The 22804-nt window shown below is 47.8% G+C and carries 21 protein-coding genes; 14 read left to right on the forward strand and 7 right to left on the reverse strand.

What is annotated here, in order from left to right; translation table 11 throughout:
- Positions 1-125 precede the first annotated feature (125 nt).
- Positions 126-341: a hypothetical protein gene (locus ACEW9I_RS13595; RefSeq protein ID WP_373540868.1), complete on the reverse strand. Its 216-nt coding sequence runs from the start codon at positions 339-341 to the stop codon at positions 126-128.
- 178 nt (positions 342-519) lie between these two features.
- Between ACEW9I_RS13595 and ACEW9I_RS13600 the strand changes: the two genes are divergently transcribed.
- From ACEW9I_RS13600 to ACEW9I_RS13630, 7 genes are all read left to right on the forward strand, one after another.
- Positions 520-1740, forward strand: coding sequence for a response regulator (locus ACEW9I_RS13600; protein WP_373540869.1), 1221 nt, complete (start codon positions 520-522; stop codon positions 1738-1740).
- A 160-nt stretch (positions 1741-1900) separates the two neighbouring features.
- The gene (locus ACEW9I_RS13605; protein WP_373540870.1) at positions 1901-2263 is read left to right on the forward strand and encodes a response regulator transcription factor; all 363 of its coding nucleotides are present in this window, start codon (positions 1901-1903) and stop codon (positions 2261-2263) included.
- 59 nt (positions 2264-2322) lie between these two features.
- Complete coding sequence (locus ACEW9I_RS13610; protein ID WP_373540871.1) at positions 2323-2826, forward strand: chemotaxis protein CheW; 504 nt, start codon at positions 2323-2325, stop codon at positions 2824-2826.
- A gap of 206 nt (positions 2827-3032) precedes the next feature.
- A complete protein-coding gene (locus ACEW9I_RS13615) occupies positions 3033-6554 on the forward strand; it encodes a GAF domain-containing protein (RefSeq protein WP_373540872.1) in 3522 nt (1173 codons plus the stop codon).
- A 259-nt stretch (positions 6555-6813) separates the two neighbouring features.
- Positions 6814-10239 (forward strand): response regulator, encoded by a 3426-nt coding sequence (locus ACEW9I_RS13620; protein ID WP_373540873.1) that lies wholly within the window; start codon positions 6814-6816, stop codon positions 10237-10239.
- Positions 10240-10533: 294 nt separating this feature from the next.
- Complete coding sequence (locus tag ACEW9I_RS13625) at positions 10534-11076, forward strand: chemotaxis protein CheW (RefSeq protein WP_373540874.1); 543 nt, start codon at positions 10534-10536, stop codon at positions 11074-11076.
- Positions 11077-11263: 187 nt separating this feature from the next.
- The gene (locus ACEW9I_RS13630) at positions 11264-12643 is read left to right on the forward strand and encodes a PQQ-binding-like beta-propeller repeat protein (RefSeq protein WP_373540875.1); all 1380 of its coding nucleotides are present in this window, start codon (positions 11264-11266) and stop codon (positions 12641-12643) included.
- 267 nt (positions 12644-12910) lie between these two features.
- Here ACEW9I_RS13630 and ACEW9I_RS13635 read toward each other — a convergent pair whose 3' ends face one another.
- Positions 12911-13369 carry a hypothetical protein gene (locus ACEW9I_RS13635; RefSeq protein WP_373540876.1) on the reverse strand — a complete coding sequence of 153 codons (459 nt, stop codon included), beginning with the start codon at positions 13367-13369 and terminating at the stop codon, positions 12911-12913.
- 560 nt (positions 13370-13929) lie between these two features.
- On the opposite strand from ACEW9I_RS13635, the gene tkt reads away from it, so the two are divergent.
- The 6 genes from tkt to ACEW9I_RS13665 all read left to right on the forward strand — a co-directional run bounded on the left by tkt (position 13930) and on the right by ACEW9I_RS13665 (position 17764).
- Positions 13930-15942 (forward strand): transketolase, encoded by a 2013-nt coding sequence (gene tkt / locus ACEW9I_RS13640; RefSeq protein ID WP_373540877.1) that lies wholly within the window; start codon positions 13930-13932, stop codon positions 15940-15942.
- Between the two features lie 76 nt (positions 15943-16018).
- Entirely contained in the window at positions 16019-16297 is a 279-nt protein-coding gene (locus ACEW9I_RS13645; RefSeq protein ID WP_373540878.1) for a BrnT family toxin, read from the forward strand.
- Positions 16284-16622 (forward strand): hypothetical protein, encoded by a 339-nt coding sequence (locus ACEW9I_RS13650; RefSeq protein WP_373540879.1) that lies wholly within the window; start codon positions 16284-16286, stop codon positions 16620-16622. The genes ACEW9I_RS13645 and ACEW9I_RS13650 overlap by 14 nt, the downstream gene beginning before the upstream one ends.
- The gene (locus ACEW9I_RS13655) at positions 16597-16800 is read left to right on the forward strand and encodes a type II toxin-antitoxin system HicB family antitoxin (RefSeq protein WP_373540880.1); all 204 of its coding nucleotides are present in this window, start codon (positions 16597-16599) and stop codon (positions 16798-16800) included. Before ACEW9I_RS13650 ends, ACEW9I_RS13655 begins: the two co-directional genes overlap by 26 nt.
- Complete coding sequence (locus ACEW9I_RS13660; RefSeq protein WP_373540881.1) at positions 16797-17111, forward strand: type II toxin-antitoxin system HicA family toxin; 315 nt, start codon at positions 16797-16799, stop codon at positions 17109-17111. Before ACEW9I_RS13655 ends, ACEW9I_RS13660 begins: the two co-directional genes overlap by 4 nt.
- Positions 17112-17146: 35 nt before the next feature.
- Positions 17147-17764: an SMI1/KNR4 family protein gene (locus tag ACEW9I_RS13665; protein WP_373540882.1), complete on the forward strand. Its 618-nt coding sequence runs from the start codon at positions 17147-17149 to the stop codon at positions 17762-17764.
- Positions 17765-17806: 42 nt separating this feature from the next.
- Here the strand turns inward: ACEW9I_RS13665 and ACEW9I_RS13670 are convergent, their stop codons facing one another.
- A complete protein-coding gene (locus ACEW9I_RS13670; protein WP_373540883.1) occupies positions 17807-18541 on the reverse strand; it encodes a hypothetical protein in 735 nt (244 codons plus the stop codon).
- Positions 18516-18890 carry a hypothetical protein gene (locus ACEW9I_RS13675; protein ID WP_373540884.1) on the reverse strand — a complete coding sequence of 125 codons (375 nt, stop codon included), beginning with the start codon at positions 18888-18890 and terminating at the stop codon, positions 18516-18518. The genes ACEW9I_RS13670 and ACEW9I_RS13675 overlap by 26 nt, the downstream gene beginning before the upstream one ends.
- Before the next feature lie 248 nt (positions 18891-19138).
- Between ACEW9I_RS13675 and egtD the strand changes: the two genes are divergently transcribed.
- Complete coding sequence (gene egtD, locus ACEW9I_RS13680) at positions 19139-20158, forward strand: L-histidine N(alpha)-methyltransferase (protein WP_373540885.1); 1020 nt, start codon at positions 19139-19141, stop codon at positions 20156-20158.
- 78 nt (positions 20159-20236) lie between these two features.
- Here the strand turns inward: egtD and ACEW9I_RS13685 are convergent, their stop codons facing one another.
- From ACEW9I_RS13685 to ACEW9I_RS13695, 3 genes are all read right to left on the reverse strand, one after another.
- Complete coding sequence (locus tag ACEW9I_RS13685) at positions 20237-20869, reverse strand: Uma2 family endonuclease (protein ID WP_373540886.1); 633 nt, start codon at positions 20867-20869, stop codon at positions 20237-20239.
- 122 nt (positions 20870-20991) lie between these two features.
- On the reverse strand, positions 20992-21954 hold the full coding sequence (locus tag ACEW9I_RS13690) for a glycosyltransferase family 9 protein (protein ID WP_373540887.1): 963 nt from the start codon (positions 21952-21954) through the stop codon (positions 20992-20994).
- Positions 21955-22054: 100 nt separating this feature from the next.
- Positions 22055-22771 carry a Uma2 family endonuclease gene (locus tag ACEW9I_RS13695; protein ID WP_373540888.1) on the reverse strand — a complete coding sequence of 239 codons (717 nt, stop codon included), beginning with the start codon at positions 22769-22771 and terminating at the stop codon, positions 22055-22057.
- Positions 22772-22804 lie beyond the last annotated feature (33 nt).

Genomic DNA, 22804 nt, shown 5'->3' on the forward strand with positions numbered 1-22804 from the left:
ATGCAGCTTGTGCCTAACACCCCCTACATCAGCCTATTTGCTCAGTTAGGATTGCGATGGTCGAAATGTCTCAACGGTGCTGGCGACTGCTATCCGCGACTGGAATTGAGAAAGGCGATCGCTTGTCACAATTTTTTAACCTGAACTGACGTGGGGTCATCTGAGTGGACTAATGGCTCGTTCGATGGCAATTTTGGCAGCGCAAAAATTTTTGGTCGATCTTGTGCTTCTGGCGTGAATTTGGGAATACTAGCTAAGTGAGAGTCAAATAGCAGCTCTCGATCGCCAATCGGAGCGAGATCGCCTAGTGTCTGTGGCGATCGAGATCGCATCCAAATCATCTATCTATATCTACCATATTAATAGAGATCCACCACAAGTTATTGGTAATGTCATTTCAAGATAATGTTTACAAATATTTTTAGCCGATCGCTGATACATTTGGGCTGCTCGATCTATCCAAATATTTTATGGTGAATCTCTAACTAAAGTTCTTATAGCAGTAGTGGTGACAAGATAATGGTTCAAAGTAGTGAGAGATCGGTAGGTCTGAGCTTTAAAGATTTAATCATCCAGTTAAAAAATATCAAAGCTCAATCAATGAGCGGTAACTTGATCGTTAAGGTCGAACCAAATTTGAGTTGGACGCTGTCATTTCGGATGGGACGGCTGGGCTGGGTTGATGGTGGAATTGAGGAGATCGGTTGTTGGCAGCGCAATCTGAGTTTAGCTCAACTTAATTTACCAGCAGAAAAACTCGCTCAAATTAATAATCCACATACAACTGCGCTCGACTCACATATCTTGGCAGAGCTGCTAGTAGAGGAATCGATCGATCGGCAAAAATGTGCCGATCTGGCTGCAAGAATGACGATTGAAAACTTATTTGACATCATTCAATTTAGTCAGCAAAGTGGTAATCGGTTGGCTTATCAGTTTCATCAGACTGGGGCTGGTAATGCTCAACTAAATCTAGTCTTACCATTGCTCGAAATCGAGCCGATCCTGACGCGATCGATTCAAATCTGGCAAGAATGGTCGAATGCGGGTTTAGCTGTCTATGCACCTAGCTTATTTGCAATTGTTTCCAAATCGCTCGAAATTTCTCAACTTGATAATGCCGAGCTACATCATACGGTTGTCTCGATCGATGGTAATCGATCGCTACGCTCTCTAGCTGTCAACAATCGTCAGTCAGTACTTGCTTTCACGACGACGATCTTGCCCCTATTACGAGCGGGATTTATCAGCCTCTCATCTCAGCCAAAGTCGAGAGTGAGTAGATCGAATTCGTCAGAGTTGGGTAACCCACTGAGCGGACAGTTTAGCGGGCAAATCTCAAATCCTGCTGGGCTAGATCCACAAAAGCCACTGATTGCTTGTATCGATGATAGTATCTTGATTTATCAATCTCTAGAAAGAATCCTGACCGAACATGGCTATCGTTCTTATGGAGTTCAAGATCCACTCAGAATTATGCCAAGTTTGATTAGAAACAAGCCAGACTTTATCTTCCTAGATTTATTGATGCCCATTACTAATGGCTATGAAGTATGCGAACAAATTAGAAAGACGCCAAGTTTGAAACATATTCCAGTGATTATTTTGACTGGAAAAGACGGACTGATCGATCGAATGCGGTCGAAAATGGTTGGGGCAACTGGTTTTCTAGGTAAACCAGTAGAAGCAGAATCAGTCCTGAAAATGATTGAAAAATATATGGAAGTAAGTAGTAAGTAGCTATGACGAGATCGGGATGTAAATAAATAGTAGGGAATAAATTGACTGGCGACAGGGGATTGAAGAACGAGAATAAGGGCTGGGACTAGTTTTCTAAGTAGACCAGTCAAATCAGCATCAGTGCTAAACATACTTTAAAAATATATTTGTGTAGGTAGTTATGAGTCAGATCTTAATCGTTGAAGATAGTAAGTTGGAAGCCGACAAACTCAGAAAATGTTTGGAAGGTCAAGGATTTTCTATTTTGGTTGTCACTAGTGGCGAAGAAGCAGAAATCAGACTAAAGACTTTCAAGCCAAATTTAATTGTCCTCGATGTGATTTTGCCTGGAGAAAGTGGATTTGAACTATGCCGCAAGCTCAAAGCTGAAGTATCCACTCAAAATATTCCTGTTGTGATCTATTCGACCAAAGATAAAGAGATCGATCGCACTTGGGGCGATATGAGTGGTGCAGATGCCTATCTGAGTAAAACCGTAGACGAACCAACTTTACTTCAAACAGTCAATCGGTTGATTGGTTGAACTAGGAGTATCAAATTACAAGTTATGAACGATCGATCTATCATTGAGTTATCAATCACATGCCATCAGCTCAAACTAGCCAACTTTTAATTCAGAATCCCGAACAGAGTATAGACAATCGCCGATTCTTGGGCTTCACGATCGGCGATGGTCTCAGTGCTTTAATTCCACTCGCAGACTTACAGGCGACCATCAAGATTTTCATCTCAGAAATTTTGCCAGTCCCCCAAATGAGCGAATCATTATTGGGCATTATTAACTATGGAGGTAAGGCTACCTGGGTGCTGGATTTGGCACATCTGATGGGTGGAACTTGCTATCTCGATACACCAGGAGTAACTACTGGGATGGGGATGTTGTTTCGGGTCGAAAATGAAACTGTAGCGTTGCTAATCGATCGCGTAGGAACGATCGAAACTTACGACATTCAGCAGTGTTTGCCGATTGGTGAGGCGATGTTTACCGATCGGATGCGGTTATTTTTGGCGGGTTATTTTATCGATGCCGACCATCAACCACGGGTAGTAGTGGATCTTCAGCAGGTCATGCGAGATCTCAGATAGCATGACCTTCCCACCCCAGAAATAGACAATCCACCATTCACTGTCTTGATTCGCTGCTTGGTGCGCTTCCATGGTCAACTGGGCGGGTGACCCGACCAGTGGGGAACAAAGGCGGGAGCGAATCGCCATCCACCATCCACTAACTACTCTAGCCACAAATACCGATCGATTTATAACTAAATATCTAACTACTAAAACTATTCCAAATGTTAAAGAATCTATTTAGTTCAGCAGACGAACGACAAGATAAAGCGGCGGAACTAGCCAATCCTGCCACCCCAGCACCAGAACAACAGCTATTTAATTCAGAGCGAAATTCTATGACTAGCACTACTGCCAAACAACAACTGTTATCAATCCTGCAAGATGTTCAAGCTAAAATCGAGAATTCTAATAGTCCCAGCTCCGAAACCTTGCGTCAAAACATCCGTAAAGCGCGAGAATTAGCAGGATTCTTGACCGTACCAGGCACCAATCCGCAGCCGACGAGCGTGTCTACACCTGCGGGGATCGATGCAGAAAAAGCTTATCAAATCGCGCTCAAAATCAGACAATCGACAGCACCGTTGGCGGCATTCAATAGTGCAGTTGCCGATATCAAAGCATTGCTAAATGTCGATCGCGTCCTGATCTATCAATTGACTGGGGCTGGTATGGGTCGATCGATCGCCGAAGCCGTCCAATCCGGCTTGACACCCACGCTGAATACCGAAATCCCCCAAATTGGCTTTGGGTTCGAGCAATTCACCGACGTTGGCGTAGCCTCTCAAAATGAGAATCGCGCCCAACGGACGATCGCCTTGATTAATAGTGAAACCAGCCCTTACCAAAAGCAAATTTTAGAACAGTATCAAGTACAGGCGACGATCGCCGTCCCGATTTTGATCAACGGTTACTCGGCAGCTACCGATAGCTATAGCTTGGGTCGGGTGTGGGGTCTATTGGTCGTCCACCAATGCGATCGCCCCCGCATCTGGACGGAATCCGAAACTGCTTGCTTGAACCAATTGTCCCTCGAACTCACGCTGGCAGTCCAGCCCAATCAACCCCTACTGCAATTATCCCAACGCCGCGATTTATTAGCCGCGATCGAGGTGGAAGCACAGGAAGTGATGCAGGCAACACTCGACACGATCCGCCACGAACTCCAAGCCGATCGGGCGATGGTCGTCGCTTACAATCCTGACTGGAGTAGCAATGTCATCGCGGAATCCGTTGGTGTCAACTGGGCAAAAGCCGGAACATCACTAGATTTGGATTACTCGATAAATGGTGGGAATTATAAGCCGTATTACGTCGTCAATGATATTCAAGCCAAAGGATTCGATCGGTGTTTATTAGAATCCTTCGAACCGCTGCAAATGAAGGCGTACATCGTCGTCCCAGTTTTGAAAAACAACCAATTGCTCGGCATGTTGGGTGTCTACCAAAACTCTGGCGCGCGCAACTGGCAAGAATCCGACCTCCAGATGATGCTCGACTATGCCAAAACATTTAGCTTCCCGATCCAACAAACCACCAGCCGCCGTCTCGCCCAGTTTCAGACCAAGAAAATGGAAGAGCGACTCCAGCAGGAACGGGGACTCGCCAAACTCCAAGAGCGGCTCCGTAGTGCCAAAGACGAGAAAACTGTCTTCCAAGTTGCCACCCAAGATGGTCGCAAACTGCTCAATAGCGATCGGTTGGCGATTTATCAATTTGATGCTGACTGGGGTGGGCGATTCATCGCTGAATCCGCCGTACCTGGTTGGATCGATCTGATCGAAACCGTCCACATCGTTCAAGATACCTTCCTCCAACGCACCGAAGGCGGTCGTTACAAAGATGGCGAATGCTTTGCCGTCGATGACATCTACACCGTCGGACACCAAACTTGCCACATCCAATTGCTCGAACAGTTTGAAGCCAGAGCTTATATGCTGGCACCAATCTTTGGCGCCAACCGCAAACTGTGGGGACTGATTGCCGCGTACCAAAACTCCGGCGTGCGGAAATGGCAAGAAGAAGAACTCGAAACTCTCCGCCAAATGGGGCTACAAGTCGGGATTGCGATGGAGCAAATCGACTACATCGGACAACTCCAAAAACGCGCCGAACAAGAGCAAACCATCAATCGGATCGCCGACAAAATCCGCCAATCCCTGGTCGTCGATGACGTATTTACCAGCGTCGTCCAAGAGATCCGCCAAGCATCCAAAACCGATCGCGCAGTCGTCTACCAGTTTAACCCCGACTGGAGCGGTCAAGTCGTCGCCGAAGCCGTCGGCAGTGGCTGGGTATCCCTCCTCGTCGAGCAGCCCAAAGATGAAGTTCTGACTGGAGATCGTACCAAAAACGATCGCTGCGTCCTCCGCAAATGGGCACAACAAGACAACACCGAAACCGATACTTATCTCCAAAATACCAAAGGTGGTAAGTATGCCAAAGGTGAAAAATCCACCGCCATCGATAATATCTATACCCAAAACTTCCCCGATTGCTACGTCCAGTCGCTCGAAAAATATCAAGCCAAAGCCTATATCCTGGCACCGATTTTCATCGGCAATAAGTTGTGGGGACTATTGGGCGTCTATCAAAATGACGCCCCCCGCGCTTGGGATCTCTCCGAACGCGCCGTCATCGAGCAAGTCGCCCTCCAAATCGGTACCGCCCTCCAACTCTCCGAATACCTAGAGCGCGTCCGCACTCAGGAGCGCGAACTCTCCCAAAGCGTCGATCGCGAACGCGCCACCCGCCAGGAATTGGAACAAGAGGCTTTGCGAGTCCTCAAAGCGATTAGCCCCTCCTTCCGAGGCGACCTGACCGTCCGTGCGCCCCTATCTGAGACCGAGATCGGCACGATCGCTGACGGCTACAATACCACGATCCAGAGCTTGCGCGAACTAGTCCGCCAAGTCCAGACCGCCGCGAGTAGTGTCAGCAACACCTCCAGCGAAAACAACCTCCTGGTAAATAATCTCTCCGCCCAAGCCCAGCAAGAACTCGAACAACTCGATCGCGCCTTGACCCAAGTAGACCTCATGGCAGCCTCCAGCCAAGAAGTCGCCGACTTCGCCCAAAAAGTCGAACAAGTCGTCCAATCAGCCAATCGCACCGTTCAAACTGGTGACGCGCTGATGGAAAACACCGTTGAAGAGATCCTCGAAATTCGATCGACCGTATCCACCACCGCCAAAAAAATCAAACGCCTCGGGGAAACCTTCCAAAAGATCTCCAAAGTCGTTAACTTAATCGAAAACTTCGCTACCCAAACCAACCTCCTCGCCCTCAATGCCTCGATCGAAGCCACCCGCGCTGGACAATACGGCAAAGGCTTCGCCGTCGTCGCCGATGAAGTCCGCTCCCTGGCGTATCAGTCCGCTAATGCCACCACTGAAATCGAACGCCTCGTAGACGAAATCCGGATCGACACCAACGACGTCACCGAAGCGATGGAAATCGGCATCGCCCAAGTCGTCCAAGGTACCAACCTCGTCAACGAAACCCGCCAAAGCTTGAGCGAGATCGTCGTCGCCACCAGCCAAATCAGCGAACTAGTCAAAGCCATCAGTCTCTCGGCGAGTACCCAAACCAAACAATCCCAAAAACTTACCGCAGCCATGACAGATGTCGCGATGATCGCCAATCTCACCTCTGACAGCGCAACCCAAATCTCCGAATCTTGCCAACAACTGATGACCACCTCGCAAGTGTTGGAGACGAGTGTGAGCCGATTTAAGGTGGATTAGGGAGTGGAAGGTGAATGGTGGATGGTGAATAAGTGAATGAGTGAATAAGTGATTAGAATTGGACGCTTACGCGTTCTCTCTAACATCCTTACTTAAATAGGGACGAGTACCTTAGGTACTCCGATCTCACCGCCCACCATCCACCATCCACTGTCTTGATTCGCTAAACCGTCGGGGAAACCGACGAGCGCGAATCGCCATCCACCATTCGCCATCCACCATCCACCATCCACCATCCACCATCCACCATCCACCACTTATGACCGACGATCTAGATTTTCAAGAGTCACTCGATCGATATTTTGAGATCGAAGCGGCGGAATTGCTCCAAACAATCGAGCAAACACTATACAGTCTGGTAGAAGAGAAAACGATCGAGCGCGTCCATACCCTGATGCGGGCAGCACATACGATTAAAGGGAGTGCCGCCAATTGTGGGTTCAAAACGATCGAAACGATCGCCCATCACCTAGAAGACGTCTTCCAGGCTCTCTACCCGCCCGAACTCAAAATCGATCCGCAACTGGGTTTGCTGTTGATGGAGGGCTACGATTGCCTTTATGACCCCTTGAGTGCATTACTCGCAGGTGTCCCCTACGACGAAGCCGCCACCCTCGAACGGACAGCCGAACTATTTGCCCGACTCCAAACGCATTTGGGCGACTTCTTCGGGCGCGATACTCCTCTCCCGACCGCCGCTGAGCTGGGATTTGACGTGATCGGGTCGATTTTCACCGATAGTATTCCCCAAGATCTCGAAGATTTATCAGCCGCGATCGCCAGTCAGAATACCGAGCGAGTTACCACCAGTCTCCACTCTCTCGCCGAATTTTTATTAGAACTGGGCGGCTCCTACAGTCTCCCAGGTATTGCCGCAATTGCCCAGGCGACACTCGCCGCGCTCGAACGCGCTCCAGCCGGAGTCTTAGAGCTAGCCCCAATTGTCTTAGCTAACTTTCAACAAGCCCAAATCGCGATCGTCGGTGGCGATCGATCGATCGGTGGTGAGGTATCATCAGCACTAGCCGCTTGGCACACAGGCGGTATCACAGCGGTACCTGAAGCGATGACGATCGAGTCAAATAGCTCAGCGGAATGGTTATCTTTGGTTGATGATGAGCCTGCACCAACTGCATCGTCAGTAACAGACACTACTTCCGCCGCATCGGAATGGTTGTCTTTGGTTGATGATGAACTAACGATAACTGACTCGTCAGCTCCAGAAACCACTTCAGACGCATCAGAATGGCTCTCACTAGTCGATGATGAGCTTGGAGCTACAGAGCAACCGATCGATACTACTTCAGACGCATCAGAATGGCTGTCACTTATCGATGATGAGCCTCAAGAGTCAACCAGCGAAGATTTCGATGCAGAGATTGTCGAAATCGGCTACTTTGAGCCAGAAATCGCCAACTTCAGTACCGAGCGATCCCAGACAGAATACCCGATTGACGCGATCGAACTCAGCCCCCAATTTACCAACACAGTCGATCCCAACTCCCAACTAGCCCTAACAACTAGGTCTGGAGTCGATCGGATCTTCCAATCAATCTGGCTCGGACAGTCAGCATCCGCCGCAGATGCAGATGCAGATCCCGCCACAGCCGCCACCACCGAACGCGACGCACCGCCCGAGGCACTTATCAGCGTCCGCGTCGCCACCATTCAACTCGAACGTCTCAGCCACACCATCGGCGAACTGCTCATCGACGACAACCAGCAATATCTCCGCGCCGAGCAACTCCAAAAACTCGCTCAAACCACCGTCGAACAATACCGTCGCTGCGAACAAAAACTTCGCCTTGTCAGCGATTGGGCTGACAAAAATACCTTACTGAGCGAACGTTCTAAATCCGTTACAGCTCGCCGGAATAAATCTCAACCCAAAAAAGGTAAACACCGCACTAGTCAAATTCAAGCTCAATTCGATAGCCTCGAATTGGACGTCTACAGCGACTTGGGCATTCTCATCCAAAACCTGACCGACGATATCGCCAAACTTGGCATCGATATTGGGAACTTGGCAGAAATGACCCAAAAATCGCGGATGACATTGGGCAAACGCCAGCAACTCCTCGCCGAAGCTCAGTCCGAACTATTTGAAGCGCGGATGGTCGAAATTGCTAGCGTCCTCAACCGCTTTCCCCGCTTGCTTCAACAGATGGTCGCCTCCCATCGCAAACCCGCCCAGCTTCAACTGATCGGTAGCGAAGTGTCGATCGACAAAATCATCGCCGAGAAGCTCTACGATCCCCTCCTCCACCTCGTCAGAAACGCTTACGATCACGGGATCGAGTCACCAGAAATCCGTGCCACCCAGGGCAAACCAGCCACCGGAAAATTGACAATCAAAGTCTACCACCAGGGCAACCGCACCAAGATCGAAGTTAGCGACGACGGACAAGGACTCAACTGGGTCAAAATCCGCCAACGCGCGATCGATCTCCACCTCCTCGCCGCCAGTGATGCCGCTACCGCCACCGAAGCCGAACTCGCCGAAATCATGTTTGCACCTGGTTTCTCCACCGCCGAAAAAGTCAACGATCTTTCCGGTCGCGGCATCGGTTTGGATGTCGTCCGCGACCGCATTGGAGCCTTACAGGGGACGATCGATGTCCGCTCGATCGCAGGCAAAGGCACCACCTTCGTCATGCAATTCCCCCTCAATCTCACCACCACCCGCTTGATGATTTGTGAGTCCCAAGGCAGCGTTTACGCCCTGCGCTCCGAAGCCATCACTCAGGTACTCCTCCCATCACCCGATCGGATTCAGTCCCAATCCTTTGCCAAAGGGACATCCAACTTCCTCCGCTGGGGCGATGGTGCCGCTCAGAAACTCATCCCCATTTACCCAGTCACTAGCTTACTCACCTATCAGTGCCCGATCGTCCCCAACGCACAGGCACTCAGCCTCTTCCCCGCCACATCCAAACATAGTAACAATGCCCTCCTCCTCCTCGATATCGACAGCGAACAAATCTGTCTCGAAGTCAGTCGCATCCTCGTCGAGCAAGAACTAGTAGTCAAATCTCTCGGTCACACCTTTGGATTGCCTACCTATATCCAAGGCTATAGCGTCCTCGGCGATGGTAGCCTCACCCTCGCACTCGATCCCGTCGAGTTGCTAGCACGAGTCCGCACCAATACCCCCACCGCAACACCTCAATCCACACCCACCCAACTACCCGCCCTACCACCGACAACCCAACCAGCCCTAGCTCCAGCAAATGATTCACCGCTTCCCGATGCAGTTGCCGATACCCTCAACAGCATCAACAGCCGCAGCTCTAACCCACCAGGTAGACAGCTCCAAGTACTCGTCGTAGACGACTCCCTCGTTCAACGCCAAAGCCTAGTCCGCTCCCTCACCAAAGCCGGATGTCAAGTCATCCAAGCCAGTCATGGACGCGAAGGCATCCTCCGCCTCCAAGAACACCCCCGCATCCGCCTGGTAGTCTGCGATATCGAAATGCCCCAAATGAACGGCTTCGAGTTCCTCAGCTACTGTCGCAAAGACCCCAAACTCGCCCAAATCCCGATCGTCATGCTCACCACTCGCGGCGGGCAAAAACACCGCGATCTCGCCATGACCCTCGGAGCCAAAAACTACCTCACCAAACCCCAATCCGATCGCGATTTATTAGATATCGTCGCGCAACTCGCCCAGCCAAGTGCGGTTTAGGCTTTAGGCTTTAGGCTTTAGGGTTCGGATTAAAAATTTTGAGTTGCTGCGGAGATCTTTACCCCACCCCAGCCCTCCCCTTATCAAGGGAGGGAGTAAGATCTCTGCTCTTCCCTTTGGGAAGAGCAGTCAAAGCCCCTCTTTATAAGGGGGGGTTGGGGGATAAGCCCACCAAAACGAAGCACTGCCCACCAGCTAAGGTTTACGTAATTTCTATCTAACTACTTAATCCCTAATCCCTAAAGCCCTAATCCCTAATTCCTAATCCCTAAAGCCTAAAGCCTAACACCTAATATGTTCACCCCGACCCTCAGCCCCCAACGCTTATCCAGCCTCAATGACGACACCGACACCATTCGTACCGTCGTCTTTAGCCTCGCCGACATCGAACACACCTCAATGGCGAAATACCGCTTTGCCTTCCCCGTCGCCGCCGTCGAAAAGGCGATTGTCTATCCAGTAGATCGCCCCACCCTCACCGACGGCATCGGGATGATGAACCTCGGCGACCAAACCCTCACCATCGTAGACCTCCGCCAAAAATTCACCACGATCGCCCCCGATCGCGACTCCTCCAAATTCCTGATCCTATTTCATACTCAACTTGGTGAATTTTGCGGTCTACCCATCCAAGACGCACCCGTACTCCTCGATATCGACTCAGCCACCATCCGATCGATCCCCCTCGCCTATCGCGAAGTCAATCAGCTTAGTTTCACCAGCCACATGGCGATCGTTCCCCAGGAAAATGGTCGAGAACCCTTACAAATATTACTATTAGGTCTTAACCAACTCCAGGCGCAATTAAGCGGTAGTCCAACAAATCATCTCAACTAACCAAAGTAGACAGTTGTAGGTTGGGTTAAGCCGCAAAACCCAACCGAATCAGCGTTTAAGACACGATCTGTTGAAGTTATGTACACATCTTTCTGCGATCGATAATTAAATTATTCAATTCTATCTGTCCGAAAAACGCCATAATTATTTGAAGTTATTACTATTGTTATGGCGATCGAGACATTAGATGCACTTCTTGAAAGCTCACTGCTGGAAATTGACCTTATTGGGCGGGGCTGTCGCAGTGGCAAGCTGGCTGGGATGGGGCTACGCCAACCAGGGCAGAAAGACGCTGGTGGCACTCGATACCACCACAGGCAAGCTGCAATGGGTGTATCCGCTTGCCGATGATTTCGGTTACAGCAAAGGCCCGATCGCGGGCAATGGTAAAGTTGTGCTTGATGGTTGTGTAAAAACGGCAGAGGACAACTGCGGAGCCTATCAAATCCAGACGTTTGATGCCCAATCCGGCCAACTGCTCTGGAGTAGATCTACCAGCCGCGATCGTAGCCCATACAACATTGCCTCGAATCAAGCCACTCTCATCCAAACCAATCGACTCTATGTCCAGCTCGAAAACGATCTACATGCACTCGATCTGAAAACGGGGGTACAACTCTGGCAGACACCACGTCGGTGGTTTTCTGCGCCTGGTGTCTGGTACGGAATGGGTATAGTCGCTCAACCAGATAAATTGGCGATCCTAAATACTCTTAGGAACGCGAACTCTCTGCAAACTCTCAATCCCAAAACAGGCAATCTACAACAGAGTGCGACCATTAAACTACCTAAACGCAGCAATACGCGCAATATCATCGCCGCTAACGATCGCACTCTATTTCTCGAAACCTCTGGACTAATGCCAGGAGATACCCCAGACTCGTTTTACGACAGCGGCACCTCCACCGTCATGGCTTACAACAGCAAGACGCTTGAGCCTCGCTTCCGCAGAGATATTCAAGGTGGTGGTATTTTTCAGATGAACGAGATCGAAAATATCTTGCTACTTTCTAACACCAGCCACTACAATGGCAAGGGCGAAAACAGATCGGAGGGAGGGTGGTTGGCGATGGATGCCGACACGGGACAGATACTTTGGCAAAAAAAGTACAGTCAACTGAATTGTTATCCACTGCGAATTGGCGATCCAAACATTCACGATCCTATCTATCTCCGTTGTCGCCGCGACCATCCCGATCTTGGTAAAAAGACTAACGTTATGGCTTTATCGCTCCAAACTGGAGCAGTCAAATGGCAAACCCAACTTAGTACCGAGGGCGACTATCGGGACTTACCCGCTACAGTGACCGATCGACAATACCTCACCTTCCGCAGGGTCAAGGCAAACACATGGCAAACCCAAGCCGTTGCGCTCGATCGTCAAACTGGAAAACTGCTGTGGGCATTTCCGCTGTTCGATGATGAAGCTGGGTATGTCAATACCTTTCGCTCTATTGTCGCCGCTGAAGGCGATCGCTTCTTCACTCTCGATCGGCTACCGCGCTGGCAACTATGGCTACTCCAAATAAATCCCAATTGGTATCTAAAGCAGCCGATCGCTAACTAACTTCAGTCAATATGTTTTTAAGAAACGTAGGGTGGGCACTGCCCACAGACTACTTATAGCCGTAGCAAAAATCATTTAAACTGTTTTTATCGGTCGCAAACTCTACACTAATTGCGAGATAAATATTAACTTCAACAGAAATTTTCACTGCAAACAATAACGCACAAACTAGCGATCGAATACATTTAGCACTTATCGAATTCGAGCGACAATCTGTTGGTGGGCACTGCCCACCCTACAAAAATCAAAATGTAAAATTCAAACCAACTACTCTTTGGCTTCAAAACCTTTTTGAATCTCGGCGACCACTTCTGCCGCTTCCTCATCATCGATATCCATTACCGCTTGCAGTTCTTTGAGAAATACCTGTGCAGCAGCCGGAATCTCGCCCGTATCTGGATTCATCTTGGCTAAAATTGCCGCTGCATAGGCATCCGGTACTAAATCGTCAGGAATTGCCTCATCCGCCGCATTAAATAATGCTCCCAGCCCTTGGTCGGAAACAATCGCGGTCAATCGATCGACCATCGATAATAAATCTTCTTCAGAATACTCCACATATAAATCAAAATCCGCCAGAATATCCAAGAATAAATCTGGGGCGACTAATTCTTGGGGATTGTCTGCTAAAGCAGCGATCAGCACAATTGATGCCAAGCCTTCAGCTTCATTTAATGGCTCTTCGGCATACTCTTCAGAGTTGAAGATATTATCGTATTTTGGCATGTTCCTACTTTGTTCGATCGACTACCTCTCGCCTAGTAATACCAGATGCCACGGGCAAATGGAAGGGATAGTGATGTTATGTAACAAAATTAGGCTTTAGGTTTTAGGTTTTAGGCTTTAGGGATAAGAGTTCAGGCTTTAGGCTCTAGGTTTTAGGCTTTAGGGAAAGGTTTCAGGCTTTAGGCTTTTTTTAGTATTTCTTAAGGCGAGGCTACGCCAAGGGATATAGCTCACTTACCAGCATTAGGTTATGGGACGCAAGCGTCCTATTCATTTCCTAACACCTAAAACCTAAAGCCTAAAACCTAAAGCCTACTCTCCCCCCTTGCTCATGCCCCCACCAAATGGGATGATAAATAGAAATTGTTAAGATCGATGCAGATCTGTTGGCAAATTTCAGTTGCGGCGGTAAAACATTACTTTTAAGGGGCGATATTTGGCTCTGGTTGAGTAGTGCTGTGTAACTCGAAACTTGCGAACTAGATCCTCAGCCTGCACCTGTCTAGCTGTGCTGTTAGCACCTAATTTTCACTAGTTATGTAGTTAAATCGATATATATTATGCCTGTAACCGCTCAATCCGTAGACCAACTCGCGATTAATTCCATTCGGTTTCTCGCTGTCGATGCGATCGAAAAAGCCAAATCCGGTCACCCAGGTTTACCAATGGGTGCGGCTCCGATGGCTTATGTCTTGTGGCAAAAGTTCATGCGGTACAATCCCAAGAATCCCCAATGGTTCAATCGCGATCGGTTTGTATTATCTGCCGGACATGGTTCGATGCTCCAGTATGCCCTGTTGCACCTGACTGGCTATGATAGCGTCAGTATTGAAGATATCAAAAACTTCCGTCAGTGGGGTTCGAGTACTCCTGGACACCCCGAAAACTTTGAGACAGCCGGAATTGAAGTAACTACTGGCCCCCTCGGTCAGGGGATTGCTAACGGTGTTGGTTTGGCTCTAGCTGAAGCTCATCTAGCTGCTAAATTTAATAAACCCGATGCGACAATTGTCGATCATTATACCTACGTCATCGTCGGTGATGGTTGTAATATGGAAGGGATTTCCGGTGAAGCCGCCTCGATCGCCGGTCACTGGGGACTAGGCAAGCTGATCGTCTTGTATGATGACAACCACATCTCGATCGATGGTTCGACCGATGTCGCCTTTACTGAGGATGTCTCTGCTCGGTTTGAAGCCTACGGCTGGCACACCATCCACGTTGAAGATGGTAACACCGATTTAAATGCGATCGGTGCAGCACTCGAAGCAGCCAAAAAAGTCACCGACAAACCCACGATGATTAAGGTCACCACCATCATCGGTTACGGTTCCCCTAACAAATGCAACACCGCAGGTATCCACGGTGCAGCCCTAGGCGAAGCCGAAATCAAACTCACCCGCGAAAACCTCGGCTGGGATTACGCTCCCTTTGAATTACCCGCCGATGCCGTCGCTCACATGCGCGAAGCGATCGATCGCGGTGCCAAAGCTGAAGGCGAATGGGAAGCAGCTTTAGCTAGCTACAAATCCAAATATCCCACAGAAGCCGCCGAATTTGAAAGTTTGACCTCGCGCAAGCTTCCCGACGGTTGGGATAGCGTCTTGCCGACCTATACCCCCGAAGACAAAGCTCTAGCTAGCCGCAAACACTCTGAAAATTGCCTCAATAAACTGGCGACAGTTTTACCAGGTTTGATCGGCGGTTCGGCTGACTTGACTCACTCCAACCTCACCGAAATCAAAGAATCCGGCGACTTCCAAAAAGGTGCCTACCAAAATCGCAACGTCCACTTCGGCGTGCGCGAACATGCGATGGGTGCCATCTGTAACGGGATTGCCCTTCACAACTCCGGTTTGATTCCTTACGGTGCCACCTTCCTGATCTTCACCGATTACATGCGCGCACCGATTCGCCTCTCCGCTCTATCCAAAGCGGGGGCGATCTGGGTAATGACTCACGATTCCGTCGGACAGGGTGAAGATGGCCCCACGCACCAACCGATCGAAACGATCGCCTCCTTGCGTGCGATTCCCAACCTCACCGTGATCCGTCCCGCTGATGGTAACGAAACATCCGGCGCATACAAAGTCGCGATCGAAAAAGCCAGCCAAACCAATCCGACTCTGTTGGCATTATCCCGTCAAAATCTGCCCAACTTGGCAGGTACTTCGATCGCAGGTGTCGCCAAAGGTGCCTACACGATCGTGGACTCCGAAGGTACGCCCGACATCATCCTGATCGGTACTGGCTCCGAAGTCAGTCTATGTGTCACAGCGGCGGAAAAACTCACCGCTGAAGGCCAAAAAGTCCGCGTCGTCTCCATGCCATCATGGGAACTATTCGACGAGCAAGACGCAGCTTACAAAGAGTCTGTCTTACCCAAAGCAGTTACCAAACGGGTAGCAGTCGAAGCAGCTTGCAGCCAAGGCTGGCACCGCTTCACCGGATTTGATGGTGGTTTAGTTACAATCGATCGTTTTGGTGCTTCGGCTCCTGGTGGCGTTGTGATGGAGAAATTTGGCTTCACAGTCGATAACGTTGTCAAAACAGCTAAAGAAGTCTTGGGTTAATCGATTCTAATTTAGATTAATATCTGGGGTGGGCGATCGCTCACCCTTTTTCAGTTTCGATAAATATCTAGTTATAATGAGTTTACAGTTCGAGTGGGATGAGCAAAAAGCAGAACTTAATGCAATTAAGCATGGAGTCAGTTTTGAAGAATTTAAAACAGTTTTTGTAGATCTTTGCTCAATCACGATCGATGACTTGGAACACTCAATTGAAGAAAATCGCTATATTGACATCGGCATATCAGATCGCGGTCGATTACTAGTTGTCGTTTACACCGAACGAGGTGATTCCATCCGCATCATTAGTTCTCGCTGTGCCACTAATCGAGAGATAAGAATTTATGAGCAAGACTAACAATACTCCTTCCCAATTTGATGAAGACGATCTGCTCCCAGAGTACGATTTTAGTAAAGGAGTGCGGGGAAAACATCATCAGGCATATCGACAGGGGCATTCTGTTACTATCAATTATCAAGATGGCACCACTACCACCAAAGAGTTCCCCCCATCAAGAACGATCGCCAACTTAACCACCGAAAATTATATCGCTTTACCTCAAAGTATTATCGATGAGATCGAGCCTAATAAATTTTTTGACGTGAAGGTTGAAGATGGCAAAATTATCCTGACTCCAGTAAATACCTATAATAGTTATGAAAATCAAAGTTATCGTTCATGAAGCGGAAGAAGGCGGCTATTGGGCAGAAGTACCAGCAATTCCAGGCTGTGCGACGGAAGGGGATACGTGGGATGAGTTATTAGCTAATTTATATGAAGCGATCGAAGGCTGTTTATCGATTGACGCTCCCCAACTATCGCTGGATGAAAAGTCTAAAGTCATGGAAATTGCGATATGAAGTCCATGTCAGGTAAGGAGCTAGCGAAATTACTCGAAGCTAACGGTTGGACTTTACTTAGAATCCAAGGCAGTCATCATATTTATGGACAGGAAGACAATTCGTCGAGAATTTCTATTCCCATCCATCGCAATCGAGACTTAAAAATAGGGTTATTACGCAGTTTGCTTAAGACAGCAGCTTTGCTAGATTTTGTCGAAGGTAAGGCAATTAATCTAGAATCTGAATCTGAATCTGAAGATCGAGTTAATGTCGATCGATCTCTAGAAATCGATGTAGATGAATTAGAGGAAGATAATTCATCTACTTAGGGAAATGGGACACGATGTTTTGACAGTGCAAGAAGATGGTTAGCTTTATTCCAAATATAGAAGACTGGACTATTTTTCTGGACAAATGGAATCAGCAAGTATTTGAAAAATTAAAGGCTAGAAATATTAGCCCGTCTAAATATCATCATTATTCTGAAGATACAGACTATAATTGCTACCATTTACCAGGGGCAACTGAAGCACAAATTATCGAACTAGAGCAAAAACTTCAGACCAAACTTCCGGTAGGCTATAGAAATTTTTTGTCTGCTAGCAACGGTTATGTGAGTTTGGATCGTCGCTATATGTTCTGTGATACTGATAAAATCGATTGGTTTATTCAGGAAAATCTAAAGTGGGCAGAAATTTGTGATAATTCCGGTCGTCGAGATATCAGCGATGAAAAATATTTTCAGTATGGAGCAGCTCAAGATTGTTGTTGGATTAGAGGTCGATACATGAAGACTGCTTTACAAATTAGTCCTGTTGATGAGAGCTATGTTTATCTGCTCAATCCATTAATTATCGACAATAGAAATGAATGGGAATCTTGGGGTCTTGGTAGTAAATACCCTGGAGCTTTTCGTTATCGTTCCTTTTGGGATATGATGCAAACACTTTATCTGAAAAGTTGTGAAAGTTACCTATTTTAGCTAAGCTTTGGATTAAGTAACATGCTTAGTTTGGTTAATAAATTAACAGTTCAATTTAGATTTAAAGATGGGCGAAATCAAATTATGTTCTTCTACCTTCAATGCTTTCAGCGACTGGCTCAGATCCTCCTGATTTATCTGCCACTTTTCTGGAAACTTATCTCGTGTGAAAACTTCGAGAGAATTGTGATAACACTCTATCGACTTTTGCAAATTCTCCAATCGTTCCCCTTTAATACGATCGAAGTAAGCCAAGCCGAGATTGTGCTGGAGCATCGCCCAGTATTCAGGCAATTTTTCTTTAGTATAGATTTCTAGAGCATAGTAGAAACAATCAATGGGTTCGTACTCATTACTCTGAGGGAATTCTTCCACTGTAGAAAGTCTTTCAATCCCTTGAATTTCGACATGTTTGGCGTACAGTCCCTCAACCTCTACTTGCCAATCGGAATTAACCCACTCAAGTTCTTGCCGAGATACTCGGAGCTGTTGGCAACTGTCAAAAATAATTTGGGGAATATTCTGCATCGCCACTTCGACAGATAGCGACGTTCCAGGCGCACCAGCGTATTCGCTTAATGTCACTGTCTCCCCAGATGGCAGTGTCAAAAAAGCTAACTGGAGATCGTCGAGATCGTCATAGCCATCAAAGACGGGTAAACCAAGATGAGCGACTAAAGGTGCGATCGAAACATTGAAAAAAGCGGCATATTCATGTGCCGGAGTCACTTCTTCAAATCGCACACGCCGACTAGCTTTCGGTATTGGATTGCTCATTGGCGATATAGACCTCATCAAATTGGTTACAAAAGGTTATCGTTACCTTAATTTTAGCGGACCCATCTTCGTTGCGAACGCCCTCTCTATCGCCCGACCAATAAGCAAATTTGGGATGATAGGAATCTACCTCTACCATTGTTGTAAACTCAATACCGCTCTCTTGGGTTTGGGCATCGTTTAACAACGGTAATTGATTCCAGTAGGCTTTAACTTTGGGGATATCGCTACCCAGATAATTTCTCGGCGGGCCGCCCCAGAGTTCTTGACTGGCTATTTGTGCCCTTGCTATCGCCACATCTTCAGGTTGTCTGCTCTGTTTGCGATGATAAATTTGCCCCTCGGTCACGTTGCTCTGTTGTAAATCGCCTTCGCTATCCTAGCATGGGGTCAGATTGACCGATCTTTCCAGAACGAGCCAACTCAATCGCTCGACAAGGTGGGAAATCCCCACCTGTTTTTATTTAGAGATAGGGCTTTTGATAAAGAAAGGTGGGTTACAACTTTGTGATACTGGCTACGGTAACACGTGCCAACTTGTGAAAGATCGCCTTGTTTAACTCCACCCTCAACCTCTATCAATACGGAAAAACCCACATGAACGCCACAATGACCGAACACGATCGACTGCGATGGATTACTGTAGACAAAGATCTACCGACGATCGATCGGGGTGAAGATATCATCGCGGGTTTGAGGTCAACTCCTAAAACCTTACCACCTCGCTACTTCTATGACGATCGCGGCTCCCAATTATTCGAGCAAATCACCGACTTACCAGAATATTATCCCACCCGTACCGAGCAAGCGATCCTCGATACCTACGTCTCAGAAATTATCGAATTAACTGGAGCTTGCGAAATCGTCGAACTCGGTAGTGGTAGCTCCCGCAAAACTCACACCTTACTAACAGCCTACTCGCAACTCGATAACCCCCTTCATTATTACCCGATCGATGTCAGCGCGGGTATCCTCCGCACCACCGCACTAGAATTACTCGCAACTTACCCTCAGCTCAACGTCTGCGGTGTCGCAGGTACTTACGAACGCGCCCTCGCCAAACTGCCCCCGCGCATGGTGGAAAACCGGATGTTGATGTTCCTGGGCAGTACGATGGGAAATATGGACGCTCGATCGTGCGATCTCTTCCTCACCCAAGTCCAGCAAGCTCTCCAACCTGGTGAATTTTTCTTATTAGGGGTAGACCTCCAAAAACCGATCGATGTCCTCGAAGCTGCTTATAATGATGTCCAGGGCGTTACGGCTGCTTTTAATCTCAACATGTTGCAACATCTGAACGATCGCTTTGATGGTAACTTTAATCTCGATAACTTCGCACATTACGCCTTCTTTAATCCCGTTGCTAGTCAGATCGAAATGCACCTCAAAAGTCTGACAGCTCAAACCGTCCAGCTCAAAGCTCTGGACTTAGAAATCTCACTCCAATCAGGCGAAACTATTCACACTGAAATCTCACGGAAGTTTCATCTCCCCACATTGAGCGATACGCTCACCACTCACGCACTGCAACCGCTCAAAGTCTGGACAGATCCTCAGTCTTGGTTTGGTTTGATTCTTTGTCAACGGCAATGTTTACTTGCTGGTGATTGTCCTTAGATTAATCGATAGTATTGTCCGAAACGTAGATGGTGGGCACTGCCCACCATCTACGTTTCTGGCAAATATATCCTTTCCTCAATTGTTCAGAAATCGACGTAGTTGGCTAATTGCTGCTCCAGTACCTTTTTCTTTGGCAATTGCGAAACAAGTATCGATCGTCTGTTGAAGTGAAACACCTGGAAAATAACGACTAGTTTCGCTGACTTCATATTTGTCAGTAACTAACTGGTAAATCATTAATTGGTACTGCTTAAATATCCACACTTCTGGTACATTGAAAGGTAAAAAATCCAACTCTGACGTGAAACTAGTAACATCGATTTCAATAGCTAAATCTGGTGGTAAATCTATTTTCCAGTCGATCCGGTCTTTGCCCACGACTGCTTGCCAGTTATCGATATAACAACAATAATCTGGCTCAATGCCACCCACTTCCGGTAACTCCATCGTAATCGGTGTAAATGCCTCATAATTACGATCTTCACCATCTAGCAAAGCCTTAACGATATCTGCGATATGATTAGCTTCCCGTCCGTGTCTGGGCAATGGACTCATCAATAAAATTTCTCCATGATGATATCGGAGGCGGGGAATTGAGCCATCACCCCGATTATCGCGTAGTTGACAAAAATCTTGCCACGAACCAGGCATCCTAAGTACCGAGCCAGGTGGAATTGAAATGCGATCTGCCGAAACAACTGCGTACACGATCGAAACTCCTGAGAATGAGATGAGCTAATGATAACAATCCTGAATCTAAGTTAATCCGGCGATCGATTATTCATCTATCCCCACAGACTTATTTATATCGATCGAATGTCAAGTAAGATTTACCCTTTCCAGATTTTCTCCAAAATATCTGAAGGTGGAATATCTGCAATCTTACCAGTTCGAGATTTGACGGCGATCGCGCGACCGTTTTTGGGTAATAATTTATCTGGATCGGTGGGGCCAAATAATGCGATCGTGTATGTACCAACGGCTACAGCGAGGTGCATCGGGCCGCTATCGGTACAGAGCATTAGATTGGCACCTGCGATCGTGGCGGCAAGTTTGCCGACATCTGTGGGGCTAATTACTTTGAGATCGGGACAGACAGCCAGCATCGACTCGATAAACTCGCCATCATCGGGACCTTTGACGATCGCCACAGGGATATTCGGTTGACGTTTTTGGAGATCTTTGACGATCTGTTGCCACTGTTTGACTGGATAAATTTTGTCAAATCCGAGGGTTTCTGAGGATTTGCTCGAACCCCCATGAATCAGCACATAACCGCTATCTTTGATGCCCAGTTGCTGCTGTGCGGCTTCAGACCACTCGATATCCGCTGTTGGGACATTGATCGCCAAAGCGGGACAAGGATCGGTTACACCCAATCCTCTGACCAAATCGTGAAACATGTCCGCCGCGTATTGATTTAGATTCAACATGACGGGATTGGACAAAAATAAATTACTGATACCCGCTGTAAACCCAATCCTGACGGGGATACCAGTCAACCACAATAGTAATCCGACTCCAAACCTGCGCCCCAAGGACATTGCGACATCATACTCGCGATCGCGAATAATCCCTAAGAGATTACCCCAGTCAGCAGGGCCATTGGTATCTTTGAAATCAAACGGGATAACTTTGTGGACAGACTTGGAAACGCGATATGCTGCCGTCGAGCGGGGTTCGACGATGACATCTATTTCTGCGTCTGGGTAACGTCCTTTGAGATTATCGATCGTGGGGAAGAAGAGGATCTGATCGCCAATTCCACCAGGGACAAGAGCCAGGATACGCATTTGTACTCAAGTTACTGCTGTATTTATAACTGATTTTAGCAGGAATAGGCTGTGGTTGTCTGGGTCGTGTTTAAATCGTCACTATCTACTCAGATGCAACCTAGATGTCAGGATCGATACCCAGAGCGCGAAGTTGCTCGGCTAATCGATCTGCTTGCTGTTGAATCCGATCTGCTCGTTGTCTTTCTTGCTGCGCGACTTCTTCGGGCATTAGATAACGAGTATTCGTGCGATCGTACCAAGCCAATAACTCGCGATCGATCCCATTAAACACACCCTGACATCTACCGATACCTAAGCCCACTTCTGGCATCCAGTAAGGTTCGCCAATTTGTAATTGGTAGTTACGATCCGCGCCTAATTTATGAACTTCAAATGGTTGATGTCGATCGCGCAGCCAAAATTCAGGGTTGTAAATGACGTAATAGAGCACACCCAACTTGGCGTAAATTTCCATTTTTTCATCGTATTCATTCCCTGGCGTCTGGGACACCATTTCCAGAGTAATCATCGGAACGATCTCATTTTCTTCCCAGGTTGCATAGCTGCGGCGCGATTTACCACCTTTTTGACGCTCGACACCTAGACTGAGGAACCCATCGGGTACGACGGGCACTCTGGGATTGACACCAGTTGTATGATAAATTGCCATGTCTGCGGCAAAATACCAGTCAAATCGCTCTGCCCACATGGAGCTTAATAGAAATAATAAAACGTTGGGTAAAAAATTCTGGTCTTCATTATCCACGGGTATATCGTCAGAACAAGGTAGTTCTTCGGTGCTAGGTAAAATCCGGTTGAGATAGTCCGATATCATAATCCCAATCTCATTGAGTTCTGCTATTAATTA

The organism is Chamaesiphon sp. (assembly GCF_041738855.1).
GTDB lineage: Bacteria > Cyanobacteriota > Cyanobacteriia > Cyanobacteriales > Chamaesiphonaceae > Chamaesiphon.